Source organism: Spongiibacter pelagi (assembly GCF_014705705.1).
Classification (GTDB): domain Bacteria; phylum Pseudomonadota; class Gammaproteobacteria; order Pseudomonadales; family Spongiibacteraceae; genus Spongiibacter; species Spongiibacter pelagi.
On record NZ_JACXLD010000004.1, the window covers coordinates 22,690 to 40,449 of the forward strand.

The window sequence follows — 17,760 nt, forward strand, 5'->3', positions numbered from 1 at the left end:
ACACTTTTCCATTGGTAACATAAAAAGCGCTCGGATTGTTACAAAGCTTGTCCACAGAATCTGTGGATAACTTGGTGGGTAACTGGTGGGATTAGGGCTGCAAGTGCGCAGTTTCGGGAACTGTAACAAATCGGTCAAATTTTATACATTTCATTGTTTTTCAATAAAAACAATAAGTTATGATAATTATGTAAACTTGTTATTTAGGTGTTTTGGCTAATTAGGGGTTTTTTACCCCAATAAAACCCTGCTGTGAATAAGTGTTACTTAGGGGGTTGACATTAGTAACACGTTACAAATTCACCCCGGGGGAAAAGTGCACCCGGGTTTCGCTTCAAAATAGTGCGGAATTAGGCTTGCTGCGGGCCGCTGTAGATGCAGCCACTTGTGCAGGTCTCCTGTATTTCGACCCGAGATAGTGCAGGTACCAGTGCCTTGGTTTGTTGCCAAATCCATTTGGCGAGGTTCTCGCTGGTCGGGTTTTCAAGGCCGGCAATGTCGTTAAGGTAGTGGTGATCCAATTGATCGTAGATCGGCATAAAGGCTTTTTTAAGATCCGAGAAATCCATAACCCAGCCCAGTACCGGATCAAGCTCTCCGCTTAATACCAGCCGTACCCGGAAGCTGTGCCCGTGTAGGCGCGAACACTTGTGGCCTTCCGGTACATTGGGTAGGCGGTGAGCTGCTTCAAAATTGAAGTCTTTATATATTTCCACGTTTTCTAAGATCCTAGCTGGGCCACTGGCGTTGGCGTAGTGAGCGGGTTGTTCGCAATGCCGAATTTTACCCCGAGCATGGGGTGCTGATGAAGCGCTGTTTACACCCGGTTCCGATTGCGGATTGCGTGCTTACTTGATTGAAAAACATACAGAAATCAGTCGGATACAATTTTTTTCATAAAAACTTAAAAAATCGCCGTTCAGCGTTTGACATGCAATTCCATTACTGTAGAATGCGCGCATCTCGATTCAGGGGTGATTAGCTCAGCTGGGAGAGCATCTGCCTTACAAGCAGAGGGTCGGCGGTTCGATCCCGTCATCACCCACCAATCGAGTTTTAAGTATGCGGACCGGTAGTTCAGTTGGTTAGAATGCCGGCCTGTCACGCCGGAGGTCGCGGGTTCGAGTCCCGTCCGGTCCGCCAATACTTACTCTGTTCAGACCTCCTTTTACTCCCTCGTACAAACTTATTTTCTGCTACTGAATAGCACGATTTTGTTTTTTGAGTTTTTGGGTTTGAGCGCACGTCTGCGGACCGGTAGTTCAGTTGGTTAGAATGCCGGCCTGTCACGCCGGAGGTCGCGGGTTCGAGTCCCGTCCGGTCCGCCAACAACGCGCTTATCCAGCCTTTTCTCGGTTTTTACCTCCTTCTTATTGCCAAGTCGCTAGCACTCTTGGGAATTTAGAAAATTTCCTTAGGCTCTCTGCCGCCATTGTGGTGAATTCTGCTTTAATATTCGCACAATAAACGTCATGATTTTTGCCGCAGGTACTGCGGGCAACTGGGAGAGGGTTTTGTCAGGGTTCACGGAAGCGATTGTTTTTTTTAAAGACAATAAAGTCGTCAAGGAAATGTTCTTCAGCGAATTTGAAGCGGTGTTGGATGACGTTGTTGGTATTCCCGATTTCACTAATCAGGCGCTGCAAGCGGCATTTGTAAAAATCGACGCCGATCTTCATGTTGTGGGTGCGGTATTTTTTCTGGTCAGCTTTGATGAAACTGGCAAAGTCAGTGCCAGCTGGAATATTCCCCTGCGCCATTTAATGGATCGAGGTTCTAAGGGACTTGATCTTGGCGGCGGTCCTATTCAATTGGTTTGTCGTAGTCTGTGCCCAGTTGCTTGGCATAAAGACCAGCTCTGGGATCCCGTGGTGGGTGATCAGGGGACGTTTTATGCCTTAAGTAAGGCGATTAAAAAGAATCGGCTGGGTATCGTAAGTCGGCCGGCTCAGGCTGAAAAAGGAAAAGAAAAGGAACGCCATAGCTTGCCGCTCTCGGAAGATGTGGCGGATGTGGTACCTATTTCCGAAGCGGTCAACCGGGCGCTGGAAAAAGCTTTTCAGGAAAAATTGGCAAGCCTGAAAGATGAGGAAAAGCTGAGCATTGCCACCCAGGCCGAAGCATTTCGCAGTCGTACCGATGACCTAGAAAAGAAATACACCAAGATGCTGGGCGAGCGCGAGAAGCAAATTGCCCACCTCAAAAAACTTGTTTTGCAGGCGCAAACGGGCCAGCAGTCGCTACAAAAGCAGCTAACAGAGACCCAGGATTTATTGGCCCGTCACCAGTCTGAGTTGGAGGCGCAGGTGAGTCATGGCGATGCGCACGCCCAGCAACAACTGGATATGCTTAAAGAGGAATACGAGCGCCGTTTTGAGCTGCAACTAGCGGAGCAACTCGCCAGTGTTAATCAGCAAATGGAGCAGCGTGAACGCGAGCTTCTGGAGCGTTCAACCCAAATTGTTGATATCCGCGCAGAATTACGTGGTCTGCGAGAGCAAAACCAGCAGTTGCTGGGGGGCGACAATAAATTGATTCAGGAGATGGGCGACAAGGGGATTATTTTCATTGCCTACCATCCCGGCGTTGAGCACTTGGTGATTCCGCCTGCAGAGCTACAGGAATACCTAGAAAACGCCAATGAATATGTGGCCAAACGTTGTGAAGTCGATTTCGAACATTACAAGCTTTGGCTGGAGCATTATCACTTGCCGATTTGCCGTGGGCTAAATGAAGACGGCGATATCTGTGGTGAGCCCATCGATAAGGTCTTGCGGCCGGTGTTGTTTAGACCGGGAGAAAGTGACCGCTGCTCGCATCACGCTGAGTCACTGGCCCCTGTTGAATAGTGGTGAGTGGCTCGGTAATTACCTCATTAGGTGATTGCTACGGCGTAAAATGGGATGTGCTAAGGCTTGATCAATTACATCCACTGGCGCCCGGCAATAAATGGTTTAAATTGCGCGGTGCACTGCTTGAGGCGGAACGTTTAGGGCGTAACACGCTAATCAGCTTTGGCGGGCCTTGGTCAAACCATCTTCACGCGCTGGCGGCGGTGGGTAAGGGTTTTGATTTCAATACCGTTGGATTTGTTCGTGCAGGTTCAAACGAGCCAGTAACCCCTTGTTTGGCAGATGCCAAAGACTGGGGCATGCAACTGCGATTCCTCTCTTATAGCGATTACCGGCGCCGTCACGATGCCGAATTTATCGCAGATATTCAGGCGGATTTTCCTGACGCGCTAATCATTCCTGAGGGTGGCGCCAGCCACTTAGGGGTGGCGTCTTGTGCGGAAATTGCCTCACTGATCCCCGAAGGCGGCGAGGTTTACGATGCGGTATTTATCGCCTGTGGCACTGGCGCGACCTTGGCTGGGCTGGTGTTAGGTTTGGCGGGGCGTGCGCCGGTAATTGGTGTGCCGGTGGTGAAGGGCGCAAGCTATTTACAGCGTGATATTGCCGCCATGCTTGCAGAGCAGGGACTTGGCGACAGTGCTGCCGAAAAATGGTCGCTCGATTTCAGGGTTAGCCAGTTGGGGTTTGGTCGGCTTAATGATGAGCTTATCGAATACATTCATCATTTTGAGGCCCGCACCGGGCTGCTGCTCGATCCAGTTTATACCGCAAAACTTTTTTTCCACGTTGATAATTTGTGCCGCGCAGGCGAGTTCGCTCCCGGCCAGCGGGTGTTATTAGTGCACACGGGTGGCTTACAGGGGCGGCGAGGTTTTCCCGAGGTGTTTTCTTAAAGCGCTGATTCTGGCCAGTCATTGGCGACCACAAAAATCCGTTCCCCTTGAGGGTTGATCAGCATAGTGGGGCGGCGCTCTACTCGTTGATCAATATCTGTGGGCAGTGCTTGTCGTTGCAGTTCGCTGGCAGAAAGCCAGTCCGGTTTTTGCAGTAGGGCCCAGCGCTCTGAGTTCTCCGTAAACTGCTTGAGATGTTGCCAGCGGCCATGCAAGTGCTGTGGGTGCAGGGCGCTGTTTTTTTGCTTGTTATCGCTGCGATAAAACAAAATCCCTCCCATCTTCAATTGGGGTTTTACCTCGCTTACGCCAAATTGATACAGCGCGCTGCGTCCTTCAGGGGTTTGAGCGAGGGGAAATTGATGGTCCCGCAAACGGGCTAATTTACGGTCGAGTCGGTCGGCGCTGTTGGGCCCCAGCCAGCGGCTGAGTGGGTCTGTCGTTAACGGCTGCTCTAATTCCAAAAAGAATTTAACCGCCAGCTCTAAATGAAAAACATCCTTGCTTATGCGGTCGCGGTACAAAATGTCGAATTCACCCAGGCTGCGGCCTTGGGCGTCGCGCACCGGAATATTGTGGCCGAGTAATTCAGTTTGTGGATCATTGTCGAGAAAGAAATGCCACAGAGCTTCATATTGCAGGCCTAGGCGACGGCTGGTTTGCGACTGGCTTAAATAGTCTTGTAGCGGTTCGGGGTTTTTGTCCAGATTATTTAGCCATTGCTCGCGCTGTGCGGTCAGTTCCAGTTCGGGGCAGAAAACGGTTTCGCCATTGTTTAGCGTAATAGCATTCAGTAATGGCGGTGCAAAGCAGCTCCAGGCAAGCGCGCGGACCAGCGGATTATTCAAGTGCGCCAGTGTGGTATCGAAACGGTTTACCGCTCCGCTTTCGGATAATTCCTGCATCTCGCTGCCATTGTTTCCTGATTACCTTTATCGGCGGTTATAATAGCGGCCAAGCTTTTGGCAATGAATACTATGAGTGAATTCAACAAAATTGGGGTTATTGGCCGCGAGGGGAAAGGAGTTGTTGAAACCCTTAATCGCCTGCTGGACTTTTTAGCCTTAAGAAGTTTACAGGTTGTGCTGGATGAACAGCTTGCAGTTTTGCTGCCGAGCCGTGAATTTGATGTTTCGCCGCGTCGTACGATTGGCGAGCGAACAGATTTGATTGTGGTGGTCGGTGGTGATGGCAGCTTGCTGGGTGCAGCTCGAAGCTTGTGTCGCCACAACACGCCGGTAGTGGGTGTTAACCGCGGACGTTTGGGCTTTCTTACTGACATCTCGCCCGATGAATTAGAAGCAACGTTGGGCGCAGTTTTAGATGGGCAATACTCTCTTGAAAAACGCTTTATGCTCTCGGTTGAGTTATTGCGCAAGGGTGAGCGGGTTGGCAAAGGCGAAGCACTGAATGATGTGGTGCTGAACTCGGGTACCTCGGGCCATATGATGGAGTTTGACCTCTTTATTGATGGCGAGCATGTCTATCGCCAGCGCAGTGACGGTTTGATTATTTCTACACCGACCGGCTCTACGGCGTATTCCCTTTCGGCGGGCGGCCCAATTATGCATCCGTGTCTCGATGCCATCGTTATTGTGCCAATGTTTCCTCATACCTTGAGCAGCCGTCCGATTGTGATTGACGGCAAAAGCGAAATCAAAATGGTGGTGTGTGACGATGATATTCACCCACCGGTAACGTGCGATGGGCAAATTCGCATTACCGCCGAGCCGGGCGATGAAGTTATCGTGCGTAAAAAGCCCCATAAAATTCGCTTAATTCACCCATTGGATCACAGCTTCTACGCCAGTTGTCGTGACAAGTTGGGTTGGAACTACAGCCGTGAGCGGGGCAACAAGTAGCCGTGCCAGACTATATTCGCTTGGGTTTTCCTCTAGAGCGCGATTTGGCGGCGTTTTCCGAATTCTTATGGCGACAGCGAATCCCGCACCGAATTGCCGAAGAAGAGGGACGTCAGGTTCTTTGGATCGGCAGCGAAGCACATGCGGAGCAGGTTAAACACTGGCTGCAAGAGATGGAGCGGGGCGAGTTGGTGCTGGATAAGCGAGACGGCGCTCCCCAAGGGATTTCCCTTTTGGGTCGCCTATTTTCCAGCCCGGCGGTCGCGGTATTGTTATTGCTCTCCGTTGTGGGTGCGGCTTTGCCGTTTCTCGATACCCGAGGACAACTTCTTCCCAGTCTCACGTTTTACCCGTTTTCGCCCTACACCGGCGAGGTGCAGGCAGTGTGGCCACTCGCTGAGCCGTGGCGAATTCTCAGCCCGATTTTTTTACATTTTGGCTTGCTGCACATCGCTTTCAATGGCCTGTGGCTTTGGTTATTGGGAGGCATGATTGAGCAGCGCCAAGGTGTCGTGCGTTTGCTTGGTGTGGTGCTCTTGGTAGGAGCGACGTCTAATATTGCGCAAGCGATGATGAGTCTGGTGATCTTTGGGGGCATGTCCGGTGTGATTTACGGCTTGCTGGGCTATATGCTGGCGTGGAATCGTCTTCGTCCCCAGCAACAATTTCCACTGCAGCCGGCACTTGCCTGGTTCATGATCGGCTGGCTTTTGCTGTGTATGGTGGGTTTGGCTTCGGCGCTTGGTCTGGGTGATATTGCCAATACTGCCCACGCCAGCGGCTTGTTAATGGGCCTGCTGTTGGGGTTTGTGGCGGCGCTGCTCGATCAGCAACCAGACCGATAGTCTCACTCTGATATAATCCAGAGCATCTTATACTTTTACTCCTTTGGCTTAAGGCCCAGTAATCTCGTTAGCAGGTTTGTATGGATTTTAAAAAACTGATCGACAATATCACCCCTGAAATTTATCAGGCGCTGCGTCGAGCGATCGAAATTGGTAAATGGCCCAACGGTGATGTGTTAACAGCTGAGCAGCGCGAACATTGCATGTCGGCGGTGATTGCTTGGGACTCGCGCCATCAACCGGAGCAGGATCGCGTAGGCTATATCGACAAGGGCAGCAAGGAAGAAGGTGAGCTGTGCGATGATGATCATAGTCATGATAATGACCCAGAAAGTGATCAGCCCCTGCGCTGGATGCACTGAGTTTTCCGTCTGTAGCCCCGCCAAATTCTAGAGCAGCCAATGACTGAAATTACTGGCCTCGCCGCCAAGATGAAGACCCAACTTGAGGGTGATCGCCCCCAATACCAATTGCCGCTAGGTGATACTTTAGTGCCGATGAATGCCTTGATCGGCCATACGGTAAAACTGGAATATCAACAGCAGATTAATTGTATTCACTGTGATCGGGTAACCAAGAAGAGCTTTAGCCAAGGCTATTGTTATCCCTGTTTTCAAAAGCTGGCGCAGTGCGATAGCTGTATTGTCAGCCCTGAAAAATGCCATTACTTCGCCGGCACTTGCCGTGAACCCGAATGGGGTGAAAGTCACTGCATGATTGATCATGTGGTGTACTTGGCGAACTCTTCTGGTCTCAAAGTGGGTATCACTCGTCATTCACAAGTACCCACGCGTTGGATTGATCAGGGCGCGGTAGCGGCACTGCCGATCTATCGAGTGAGCAATCGTCTGCAATCCGGTCTGGTGGAACATATTTACAAGCAGCATGTGGCCGATAAAACTTCGTGGCAGGCCATGCTGAAAGGCGAGCCAGAGCCCATTGATTTGCTTGCGCGGCGCGATCAGTTAGCGGCCGAGTGCGCGGATGAAATCGCTCAACTGCAAGACAAATACGGCCTGCAAGCGATTCAGCCAGTAGCGGGCGATGTGCTGGAAATTCAGTACCCGGTGCAGGAATATCCCAAAAAAGTCAGCTCCTTTAACTTGGATAAAAATCCCGTTGCCGAGGGTTGTTTAATGGGGATTAAGGGCCAATATTTAATTTTTGATACCGGCGTGATCAATATCCGCAAATACGGCGGCTACCGTCTCGCCCTTAGCAGTGATGCACTTTAAGGTAAGCACTCACCGCTGAATTACCTCGTTTTATGAATTTTGTGCTCGGTTCCCCGCCGGGCAATGGCAGGAGAACCACCATGCGCGATGCGCAGCCCAGTGCAATTTTTCTAAAAGATTACTCTGTTCCCGCGTTTTTGATCGATGCTACCGAGCTTCGATTTGAACTGGGTGAAGAGGCAACTACCGTTCACTCCTGTTTAACGCTGCGCCGTAATCCCGCCTCGGATAATGCGACCGCGGGCCTGACGCTACATGGCGCAGAGTTAGAACTGCTATCGCTGGCGATCGATGGCAATACTCTTAGTGAGTCGCAGTGGTCTGTGTCTGAAGAAACCTTGTGTATTGCCGAGGTGCCAGATCAGTTTGAACTGCGTTGCAGCACGCGGATTTATCCTCAGAAAAATACCTCACTGGAAGGCTTGTACAAATCCAGTGGCATGTTTTGCACCCAGTGCGAGGCCGAAGGGTTTCGCAAGATCACCTACTATCTGGATCGCCCGGATGTGATGTCGGTGTTTACCGTGGAGATTCTGGCCGATGCCAATACCTATCCGGTGTTGCTGTCCAATGGTAATCGCACCGACGTTGAAACACTGGAAGATGGTCGCACCCGTGTGGTTTGGCATGACCCGTTTCCCAAGCCGGCCTACCTTTTTGCCTTGGTGGCGGGCGATTTACAGGCAGTGGAAGATACCTTTACCACCTGTAATGGACGTGTGGTCGAGCTGAAAATTTACGTTGAACAGAAAGACCTCGATAAATGCGAACACGCCATGCTATCGCTCAAAAATGCGATGCGTTGGGATGAGCAAGTTTACGGCCGAGAGTACGACCTCGATATTTTTAATATCGTGGCGGTGGATGATTTCAATATGGGGGCAATGGAAAATAAGAGCCTCAATATTTTTAATACGTCCTGTGTTTTGGCCAAGCCAGAAACAACGACCGACGCTGGCTTTCAGCGTGTTGAAGGGGTGGTCGCCCACGAGTATTTCCACAACTGGTCGGGCAATCGCGTTACCTGCCGAGACTGGTTTCAGCTTAGTTTGAAAGAGGGTTTTACGGTTTTTCGCGATGCGGAATTCTCGGCGGATATGGGCTCGCCCACGGTCAAACGTGTTGAGGATGTGAGCTTGCTACGCAGTACGCAGTTTGCCGAAGATGCGGGCCCGATGGCCCATCCGGTGCGTCCCGATTCGTTTATCGAGATCTCAAATTTTTACACCGTAACCATCTATGAAAAAGGCGCGGAAGTGGTGCGCATGATTCACACCTTGCTTGGGCCTGAACTGTTCCGCAAGGGTAGTGATCTGTATTTTGAGCGCCACGATGGTCAAGCCGTGACCTGTGAGGATTTTGTGCTGGCCATGGAAGCCGCCAGTGGCATGGACCTTTCGCAGTTCCGGCGTTGGTATGAACTGGCTGGAACGCCAGAGCTGGATGTAAGCGGCAGCTACGATGCCGAGCAGGGCCGTTATACCTTAACGGTGAAACAACATTGCCCCGATACGCCGGGACAAACTAATAAGCCGCCGCTGCATATTCCTTTCTCGGTGGCTTTACTCGGCGAGGCCGGTGCCTTGCGCTTGAATCTGCAGGGGCAGGAGGCTGATAGCGAGACAGCGGACAATACCGAAATGGTGTTGCACGTGACCGAAGCGCAGCAGCAATTTGTTTTTAGCGAATTGCCGGAAGAGCCTGTACCCAGTTTGCTGCGTGGATTTTCCGCGCCGGTGAAACTGCACTTTCCCTATCGTCGTGACCAGTTAATTGCACTTATCACTCGAGATACTGATGGTTTTTGTCGCTGGGATGCCTGTCAGCAGCTGGGTATCTTAGAAATGACGGCGGCAATGGAATCTGCCAAAGCGGGGGCGGACTATCAGCTGAGTGCGGATTTCAGCGGGGCACTGGCGCAGTTATTAGCCGATGACTCGCTAGATAAGGCAATGCTGGCGATGATGCTGGTGCTGCCATCTGAGGCTTATTTGGCTGAGGTGTTTAAGCCGGTGGATGTTCACGCGATTCACCATGCTAGAGAACGTCTCCGCCGGCAGCTTGCCGAAGCCTTGCGCGAACCGCTACTGCAAACCTATGAACGCTGTCAGGATGCGCAGCCTTATCAAGCTAACGCCGAGCAGATTGCGCGTCGCAGTCTGAAAAATACGTCACTGGCGTATTTGATGTTGCTGGGCGAGGAGGGCATTGCTCAGAAAGCCCGTGAGCAGTTTGCTGAAAGCCAGAACATGACCGATCGTTTGGCGGCGCTCACCACCTTGGTCAATAACGAGGACAGCGCGAAAGCAGAAGCGCTGATGTCATTTTATCAGGATTGGCAGCACGAGCCGCTGGTGATTAATCAGTGGTTCCAAGTGCAGGCGGCCAGCTCCGCCCCCGGAACGTTGGAGAAAGTGAAATCCTTGATGAACCACCCGGCGTTTGATATTCGCAACCCGAACAAAGTCCGGGCATTGATAGCGACTTTCTGTGTGCAAAACGCGGTGAACTTTCACCGTGAAGACGGTGCCGGTTATGCCTTCTTGGCGGATCAGGTGATTGCGTTGAATCGCAGCAATCCCCAAATTGCTTCGCGTTTGCTGCAGCCATTGAGTAAATGGCGCAAATACCCCGAGGCGGCGCAGCAGAAAATGCAGGCCGAATTAAAACGGATTTTGGCCGAGCCGGATTTGTCGCGGGATGTTTATGAGGTGGTGAGTAAGTCTGTCTCAAGTTAACTATTGCGGCTTTTAAAGCGATAGGTAAAATCCTTTATTCGATATGGGCATAAAAATAAAAAAGTTATAAGCATATCGAATAAAGTTATAACATGTTGATTTTAAAAGATTTTATTCTTTTTTCTTGGCGATTATGGTAGATTCCTCGCCAGTAATCGGAGAATTTGGGTTTATTTGCCATGAGTTTTGGAGTTGGGAGTCTCGATCTCGCCGCCGCGAATGCGGAATTGCGCAATTTGTCTGCAGAAGAAATCATCTGCTGGACAATGGCGCTTGGCGAAACCGCAATGGGCTCAACCAGCTTTTCACCCAACTCGGCGGTAATGCTCAAATTGCTTACCGATAATGCCCCTAATGCTCCGATTGTCTGGGCAGACAGTGGCTACAATGTGGCGGATGCCTATCGGGTTGCCGAGCAATTGATTGAGTTGCTCAAGCCCAATCTCAAAATCGTGACTCCGGAAATGACCGCCGAGCGTCGCAATGCGCTGATGGGTGGGGTGCCGCATCCCGACGATAATCCCGATTTGCACAAAGAATTTACCCGCCAAGTTAAACTCGAGCCTTTCAATCGCGCGATTGCTGAAATTCAGCCAAAAATCTGGTTTTCCGGTATTCGCAAAGAAGAAACCGAATTCCGCCAGTCACTGGATATTTTGTCTTGGGATAAGCGCGGTATCCTGAAAGTCGCCCCTATCTTTTATTGGAGTGAGGACGATATCGAGGCCTATATGGCCACGCATAAGCTGCCGAGCTGCCGCCATTATTTTGATCCTACCAAGGTGGCGGATAACCGCGAGTGTGGCCTGCATACCTCTGCTTAAAAAAATCAGGGCAAACGCGCGGTATTGCGCTGCTTTACTTTAGTCCGCCGTGGGATTCCGGTATTCTGCCGTCGAAATTTTCCGGAGCTGATTATGTACGCTGTTCTTCGCCGCCTATTGTTTTGTCTGCCCACTGAAACCTCGCACAATCTGGCTTTGGCCGGTATCTCGCTATTACAGAAATGGCGTCTGAGCGGTTTGGTGGCGTCCGCGCCTGAGTCTCAACCAGTTGAGGTGATGGGCATTCAGTTTCCCAACCCCGTGGGCTTGGCGGCAGGCTTGGATAAAAACGCCCGCCATATTGATGGTTTGGCTGCGCTGGGTTTTGGCTTTATTGAAGTGGGCACGGTGACTCCAAAGGGGCAGCCCGGCAATCCCTTGCCGCGCCTGTTCCGCTTGCCAAAAGCACAGGCCATTATCAATCGCATGGGCTTTAATAACGACGGGGTGGATGCCTTGATCGAGGCGGTGAAGGCCAGTAAATATCGCGGCGTATTGGGTATTAATATCGGCAAGAATAAGGACACCCCGGCCGAGCAGGCGGTAGATGATTACCTGATCTGTTTGCGCAAGGTGTATCCCTATGCCAGTTATGTCACGGTGAATTTGTCTTCGCCAAATACCCCCGGTCTAAGAGACCTTCAATTCGGTGAGCCCCTTCGCCAATTATTGGCCAGCTTGAAAGAAGCGCAAACCGAGTTGGCAAAGCAGTATGGCCGTTATGTGCCGCTGGCAATCAAAATCGCACCAGATATGGCAGCAGAAGATGTGCGCAATGTGGCGGCGGTGATTAAATCCCAAGGTATTGATGGCGTGATTGCCACCAATACCACTATTGAGCGCGCGGCGGTGAGCGGCCTGCCCCATGCAGAAGAGGCTGGCGGTCTAAGTGGTGCGCCGGTTCGCCAGAAATCCACCGAGGTACTGGCCCTTTTGGCTGAGGAGTTAAAAGGCGAGGTGGCGTTGATCGGTGTGGGCGGAATCGACTGCGCCGAAGCGGCGGCGGAAAAAGCCGCCGCGGGTGCCGATCTTATTCAGGTTTACACCGGCTTTATCTATCAGGGGCCGGGCTTGATTCAGCGTGCAGCGCAGGGGTTTGGCTGGGGTAAATAAGCCTTAGCCCGCTTGTTGCTCGGCGCTAAAGGCTTGGCCAATGGCCACTTCTTCGGCGCCGGGAAATTTCATTTTTCCATCCCGAACCGACAGCGTACACAGTGGCCGTTTCGGCAGGCCCAGTTCCCGCAATAATTTGGCCAGTGGATGGCTGTTGCCAATTTCCGGCTTTTTGCCACCTAATTTAAAGGTAAAGCCTTCTCCCCATGTGCTGCCGACAATACGGCTGGCGCGACCGTGGCGAACAGTGAGAGAAGGGGCTTCCTGTTCTGGCATTTTACGGCGGCCATTGGCGGCGGCGTTAATGTCAAAAATCAATTCACCGTCGTCTTCAAAACGGGTGCGCACGCGCTTGTCATCCAGCTCAAAATCAACCTTGCTCACCCATTTCGGAAAGCCCCAAATAAAGCGCCCGGCGTGGGTGGTGAAGGGTTGGTCAACGGGCATGCGGTAAACAAAATTATCGAGTTTGCCGCTGGCCATGCGCGACAGGGCGCCGAGTAGGGGAACGCGAACCGGCGCTTGGCCCGGCGTAGTTACCGGAAACAGAATGGCGGCTTCGTTATAGTCGCCCAGATCATTGCGGCGGTAGTCTACGCCGATTAATTGCATTAGCGCCCGGCCCGGAAAAAGCTCGACGGGGGTGAAGCCGGTGTCGGCTAAAATTCGGCGAACCACGGCGGTTTTGACCGTATAAAAGTGCATCATCATTGAGGCTTCGTCGATACGTACGGGCAGGCTGATATCTTGACCATCGATCACAAAATGCTCGGCAGAAACTTTCTGGCAGCACTGATCGGTATTTTGCGGGCCATGTTGGCTGGGCACATCGTGTTCTTCAAAAATTACATCGAGCGTCTGCATTTGCGTAGGTCCGTTTTTATCGTTAATGATCGGTAATAGTCTGTATTCGCCAGCGGCCATCGGCAATAATACGTACTAATTATCTGGCATCAATGCCTGTTGCTATCACGGAATCAGATATGGCCCTTCTTACCAAACCTCTTACTCAAGTTAAAAAACTGGATGCTGCGCAAGTTCTGCGAATTGCAGAGCTAGGTTTGCGGGGTTCATTTCGTCTCGCACAGACGGTGACCGCTGTTTATCCACGGGCCCTAAAGTGGTTGGTGCAGTGGCGTCAGCCAGAGCCCCATGAAGTGCGTGAATTGTTTGAGGCGCTGGGTACCACTTACATTAAATTCGGTCAGTTTATTGCCAGTTCGCCCTCGGTGTTTCCAAAGAATTATGTCGACGAATTTCAACTGTGCCTGGATCGTACGCCGGCGATTCCCTTCACCAAAGTAAAGCAGATTGTTGAGCAGGATTTGGGGCGACCACTGGGGCAGGTGTTTGCCAGTATTGAACCGCAATCTTTGGCTTCGGCGTCTATCGCTCAAGTGCACGCTGCCAAGCTGCTAAGCGGTGAGGACGTGGTGGTAAAAGTGCAGAAACCCGGGGTTGAAGCGGTGTTGACCACGGATATGAATGCGGTGTATCTGCTGACGCGTCTGATGGAATTGATTATGCCCAATACCGACCGCGAGGCGGTGGCAGGCTTGGTGGCAGAAATGTATCAATCCATGGTGGATGAGTGCGACTTTATTAAAGAAGCGGAAAACCTTACTGAGTTCAGGCGCTTTTTGCAGAACACCGATAATACTCAGGTTGTGGCGCCCAAGCCGTATCCGCAGGCTTCCGGTCGCAAGGTGCTGACCATGGAACGACTTTATGGCCGCGCATTAACCGATAATAGCGTGGACAGCATGGGTATAGACCCGGCGGCAAGCCTGTTTAATGCCTTGAATACTTGGTTTGCCAGTTTGACCCAATGCCCGTTTTTCCACGCTGATTTGCACAGCGGTAATTTGCTGCTATTGGATGATGGTCGCGTTGGCTTTATCGATTTCGGCATGGTGGGGCGTATCCAGCCCGAGGCCTGGCAGGCGATGTTTACCTTGTTCACGGCCATTAGTACGCAAGACTACCGCAGTATGGCTGAGGCGATGGTTACCGTGGGGATTACCCGCGAAAAAGTCGATGTGGACGGCCTGACTCGCGACATTGCCAAGCTGTTTCAAGGTTTGGAAAATTTTGATGCTATGGCCGGAATGGGCGTTGGCGGTGAGGCCGGCGACGGCATTAATGCACTGCTGAGTGAGCTTGGCAATATCGCCCGAAATTACGGTATTCGTTTTCCCCGAGCGTTCACCATGCTGCTAAAGCAGTTTCTGTATTTTGATCGCTATGTGGATATGCTGGCTCCGGGGGCGGATATATTCCACGACCAGCGTATTGATATGATGCGCTTACACTAAATTAATAGGTAGATAACCCAATGCCATTTGCCGTGGTGAAGCAGCAAAATTCACAAAGGTAATCTAACGGGACAATTGGGGAACATTGTGACAGATCCAAAAATGAGCATATCGCAGGACGCGTTGCTGGATCTTGATGGGCAAAGCATGGACGGTGAAGCAGTGCAGGCTGTGGATACGCTCAAACTATCAAGTTTTCATCCAGGTCAAACCGCACAGACAAACTGGAAAGTGCTGTTAGTCGATGATGAAGACGAAGTTCATATTGTCTCGCGATTAGCATTGCAGGATTTCAGCTTTGCTGGTCGCCATCTTGAATTCATCAGCGCCCATTCCGGGGCGGAAGCTAAACAACTGATCCGGGAGCATCCGGACACTGCTATTATTTTACTCGATGTGGTGATGGAAACAGACGAGGCCGGCTTGGATGTGGCGCGCTATATCCGTCAGGAGTTGGGTAATCATTTCGTTCGAATTATTCTGCGTACGGGGCAGCCCGGCTTGGCGCCAGAGCGCCGGGTACTCAAGTCTTACGATATTAATGATTACCGGGCGAAGACCGAGCTGACCCAAGACCGTATGTTCTCGGTTATTTACACGGCGCTTTCTTCGTACCGCGACTTGATCGCCTTGGCACGCAGCCGCCACCAATTGATTGGTCTGGTGAACGAGATCGAACAATTGTCCCATCTTGCGGCTCGAGATTTACAAAACCCCCTTAATCGTGCGGTAAAAGGTGTGCGCAATTTGGCGACCAATCCGGCGGTGTTAGGTGATGTCGAAGCTGCTACTGGTTTAAAAGAGCTGAAAGGGGATATTTACGCGGTGCAGTCGGCCCTGAATCGCTTGGTCGCTCTGACCTCGGTGGGTCGGTTTAACGAAAGCCGCGAAATGGTGGATTGCAATGCGGTAATGCAAGAGGTGACCGCCAATCTCGATGCGCAGATCCGTAAGCACAATGCCAAAATCTATTACGACGCCCTGCCTACGGTATCGGCGTGTCGCCGACAGCTGGTGCAACTGTTTCAAAATCTGGTCAGTAATGCCATTAGCTATACAGACGGCGCTGCGCCAGAAGTGCGCATTAGTGCGGTAACCCATGAGCGCAATTGGCTGTTTTCGGTGAGTGATAATGGTCGGGGGATTTCCCCGGAGTTGCACAATGGCCTGTTTAGCCTTTTCCATCGCGATATGGAACAGGGCGAGAAAGCGCAAGAAACCGGTGTTGGGCTGGCTATCTGCGAGAAAATTGTGCGCTGGCATGGCGGTAAAATCTGGTTGGAATCTGAGCCGGGCCAAGGTGCAACGTTCTATTTTACTTTGCCGTTGAGTGAATAATATGTCGCCCGAGTTCGATGCCGAGCGAATACTCAAACACCTCCAAGTTCCACTGGTGTGTTTTAACGAGAGTGCGGAGTTGTGCTATCTCAATAACGCGGCCTTGGCACTGCTAACCAGTAGCTTGGATTGTGAAGAGTTACAAGGATTGTCCTTGTCTTCGCTGTTTTCGCTGCGAAAAGACTCCGGTGATCCACTGCTTAGCTCAGAGCTGATTGAGTTATCCGCCACCAATAATATGTATTCGGTGCATTTGGTGAATGGTAATGAAGATGCCGGAAAACCCTTCCTTATTGCGGTGTCTAAAATAGGCGGAGCCGAGACGGCAGCAGAGAGCGAGGCCGATTCAGAAAGTCAGTCAGATAATGAAAATATGTATCTGCTGTGCCTGCATGAGCCGGTATTTGATGGCCAAGACCAAGAGGGACTAATCAGCCCGATTTTAGATCCGCTTACCGAGCTTTTCGATCGCCGCGAATTTGAGCGCCGCTTGGATAATCTAGTGGATGATGCGGCGATCAGTTCTCGAACGCACGCGCTCGTGTTTCTCGATGTTGATCAATTCAAAATGATTAACGACACCCGTGGCCACCGGGCCGGGGATAATCTTATCAAGCAACTGGCCATGCTGTTGCAGAGTGAAGTGTGTCACGGCGATACCGTGTGCCGGCTCGGTGGCGACGAGTTTGGCGTATTGCTGAGTAATGTGGATGCCTTTGAGGCGCGCTCAGTGGCGTCGCGTTTACTGCGCGCGACTAAGCAGATGGAGTTTGTTTGGCAGGGCACAGTGCACAGTATCTCCTTCAGCGCCGGCGTGGTGCTGATAGATGAACATTCGCTCACCCGTGAAAAAGTGATGTCCCAAGCTGATGTGGCGGTGTACTCGGCCAAGGAAGAGGGGCGAGGGCGAGTTCATATCTACAATCCAGAAGACAATAAGCTTGGCCGTTTACAGGAAGATATGCACGCCGTGCAGGCGATTCGCTGTGCCTTGGAAAACCATGATTTCTTTTTGGTGAAAGAGGGTATTTACTCTCTTGATGCCGGAGAGCCTAAGCAGTCAGGAACCTATCTGGAATTGCTGTTGCGAATGCGTCGAGGCAATGAAGTGTTATCACCCGCGGCGTTTATGCCTGCGGCAGAACGATTTGGCATGATGCCAAGTATCGACCGCTGGGTCTTCGCCGAATTGATATCTTATTTGGAAGCTCATCCTGAATTACATGGGCAGGACTTGCTCTATTCGATCAATCTTTCCGGGCAATCCCTGTGCGAGAAATCCTTTTTGGAGTTTGTGATTCGCAAACTGCAAGTGTCCAATATCGACGTTCGTCAGATTTGCTTTGAAATCACCGAAACCGTAGCCATCCGCAATTTTGACTTGGTCACCGACTTTATCAGTCGGGTTCAGGCCATGGGGGGGCGCTTTGCCTTGGATGACTTTGGCACGGGAATGTCGTCCTTTGGCTATCTTCAGCAACTGCCGGTGGATTTTGTGAAGATTGACGGCATGTTTGTTCGAGACATGGATCGCAATTCGGTACACAGTGCCTTGGTCCGCTCTATTAACGAAGTGAGTCATGAGCTGGGTAAGCGCACGATTGCCGAGTTTGTTGAGCGCCCAGAGATTATTGATTGCCTAAAATCCCTTGGCGTCGACTTTTTTCAGGGGCATCTGTGTGGCAAACCTGTGCCACTGCATGAGCCTGAACCCCATCTTCAGCATTGATTTCCAACCATAT

At 51.4% G+C, this 17,760-nt stretch carries 15 protein-coding genes and 3 tRNA genes; 15 read left to right on the forward strand and 3 right to left on the reverse strand.

The window, feature by feature from the left end; genetic code table 11:
- Positions 1 to 350: 350 nt before the first annotated feature.
- Positions 351 to 716 carry a 6-carboxytetrahydropterin synthase QueD gene (gene queD / locus IB286_RS08110; protein ID WP_190764378.1) on the reverse strand — a complete coding sequence of 122 codons (366 nt, stop codon included), beginning with the start codon at positions 714 to 716 and terminating at the stop codon, positions 351 to 353.
- Positions 717 to 972: 256 nt separating this feature from the next.
- Between queD and IB286_RS08115 the strand changes: the two genes are divergently transcribed.
- From IB286_RS08115 to IB286_RS08135, 5 genes are all read left to right on the forward strand, one after another.
- Positions 973 to 1,048 (forward strand) — tRNA-Val (locus IB286_RS08115).
- Positions 1,049 to 1,066: 18 nt separating this feature from the next.
- Positions 1,067 to 1,143: transfer RNA gene (locus IB286_RS08120), tRNA-Asp, on the forward strand.
- A gap of 108 nt (positions 1,144 to 1,251) precedes the next feature.
- Positions 1,252 to 1,328: transfer RNA gene (locus tag IB286_RS08125), tRNA-Asp, on the forward strand.
- 186 nt (positions 1,329 to 1,514) lie between these two features.
- Complete coding sequence (locus IB286_RS08130) at positions 1,515 to 2,849, forward strand: hypothetical protein (RefSeq protein ID WP_190764380.1); 1,335 nt, start codon at positions 1,515 to 1,517, stop codon at positions 2,847 to 2,849.
- 2 nt (positions 2,850 to 2,851) lie between these two features.
- A complete protein-coding gene (locus IB286_RS08135; RefSeq protein ID WP_190764382.1) occupies positions 2,852 to 3,748 on the forward strand; it encodes a 1-aminocyclopropane-1-carboxylate deaminase/D-cysteine desulfhydrase in 897 nt (298 codons plus the stop codon).
- On the opposite strand, the gene IB286_RS08140 is transcribed toward IB286_RS08135, so the two are convergent.
- Entirely contained in the window at positions 3,745 to 4,653 is a 909-nt protein-coding gene (locus IB286_RS08140) for a DUF1853 family protein (protein ID WP_190764384.1), read from the reverse strand. The two genes, IB286_RS08135 and IB286_RS08140, sit on opposite strands and share 4 nt — an antisense overlap.
- Before the next feature lie 72 nt (positions 4,654 to 4,725).
- Between IB286_RS08140 and IB286_RS08145 the strand changes: the two genes are divergently transcribed.
- The 7 genes from IB286_RS08145 (at position 4,726) to IB286_RS08175 (ending at position 12,365) form a co-directional block, all read left to right on the forward strand.
- Complete coding sequence (locus IB286_RS08145) at positions 4,726 to 5,610, forward strand: NAD(+) kinase (protein ID WP_190764386.1); 885 nt, start codon at positions 4,726 to 4,728, stop codon at positions 5,608 to 5,610.
- A gap of 2 nt (positions 5,611 to 5,612) precedes the next feature.
- Positions 5,613 to 6,455 (forward strand): rhomboid family intramembrane serine protease, encoded by an 843-nt coding sequence (locus tag IB286_RS08150; protein ID WP_190764388.1) that lies wholly within the window; start codon positions 5,613 to 5,615, stop codon positions 6,453 to 6,455.
- 80 nt (positions 6,456 to 6,535) lie between these two features.
- Complete coding sequence (locus IB286_RS08155; protein ID WP_190764389.1) at positions 6,536 to 6,817, forward strand: YeaC family protein; 282 nt, start codon at positions 6,536 to 6,538, stop codon at positions 6,815 to 6,817.
- Positions 6,818 to 6,856: 39 nt separating this feature from the next.
- Positions 6,857 to 7,690 (forward strand): DUF2797 domain-containing protein, encoded by an 834-nt coding sequence (locus IB286_RS08160; RefSeq protein WP_190764391.1) that lies wholly within the window; start codon positions 6,857 to 6,859, stop codon positions 7,688 to 7,690.
- 80 nt (positions 7,691 to 7,770) lie between these two features.
- Complete coding sequence (gene pepN / locus IB286_RS08165; RefSeq protein ID WP_190764393.1) at positions 7,771 to 10,428, forward strand: aminopeptidase N; 2,658 nt, start codon at positions 7,771 to 7,773, stop codon at positions 10,426 to 10,428.
- Between the two features lie 179 nt (positions 10,429 to 10,607).
- A complete protein-coding gene (locus tag IB286_RS08170) occupies positions 10,608 to 11,252 on the forward strand; it encodes a phosphoadenosine phosphosulfate reductase domain-containing protein (RefSeq protein WP_190764396.1) in 645 nt (214 codons plus the stop codon).
- A 93-nt stretch (positions 11,253 to 11,345) separates the two neighbouring features.
- Positions 11,346 to 12,365, forward strand: a complete 1,020-nt coding sequence (locus IB286_RS08175) for a quinone-dependent dihydroorotate dehydrogenase (protein ID WP_190764398.1) — start codon at positions 11,346 to 11,348, stop codon at positions 12,363 to 12,365.
- A gap of 3 nt (positions 12,366 to 12,368) precedes the next feature.
- Here IB286_RS08175 and IB286_RS08180 read toward each other — a convergent pair whose 3' ends face one another.
- Entirely contained in the window at positions 12,369 to 13,229 is an 861-nt protein-coding gene (locus IB286_RS08180) for an acetoacetate decarboxylase family protein (protein ID WP_190764400.1), read from the reverse strand.
- Between the two features lie 119 nt (positions 13,230 to 13,348).
- Here IB286_RS08180 and IB286_RS08185 point away from each other — a divergent pair, with 119 nt between their 5' ends.
- The 3 genes from IB286_RS08185 (at position 13,349) to IB286_RS08195 (ending at position 17,747) form a co-directional block, all read left to right on the forward strand.
- Entirely contained in the window at positions 13,349 to 14,680 is a 1,332-nt protein-coding gene (locus IB286_RS08185; protein ID WP_190764401.1) for an ABC1 kinase family protein, read from the forward strand.
- A gap of 102 nt (positions 14,681 to 14,782) precedes the next feature.
- The gene (locus IB286_RS08190) at positions 14,783 to 16,018 is read left to right on the forward strand and encodes a sensor histidine kinase (protein ID WP_190764403.1); all 1,236 of its coding nucleotides are present in this window, start codon (positions 14,783 to 14,785) and stop codon (positions 16,016 to 16,018) included.
- Position 16,019: 1 nt separating this feature from the next.
- Entirely contained in the window at positions 16,020 to 17,747 is a 1,728-nt protein-coding gene (locus IB286_RS08195; protein WP_190764405.1) for a putative bifunctional diguanylate cyclase/phosphodiesterase, read from the forward strand.
- Positions 17,748 to 17,760: the final 13 nt, after the last annotated feature.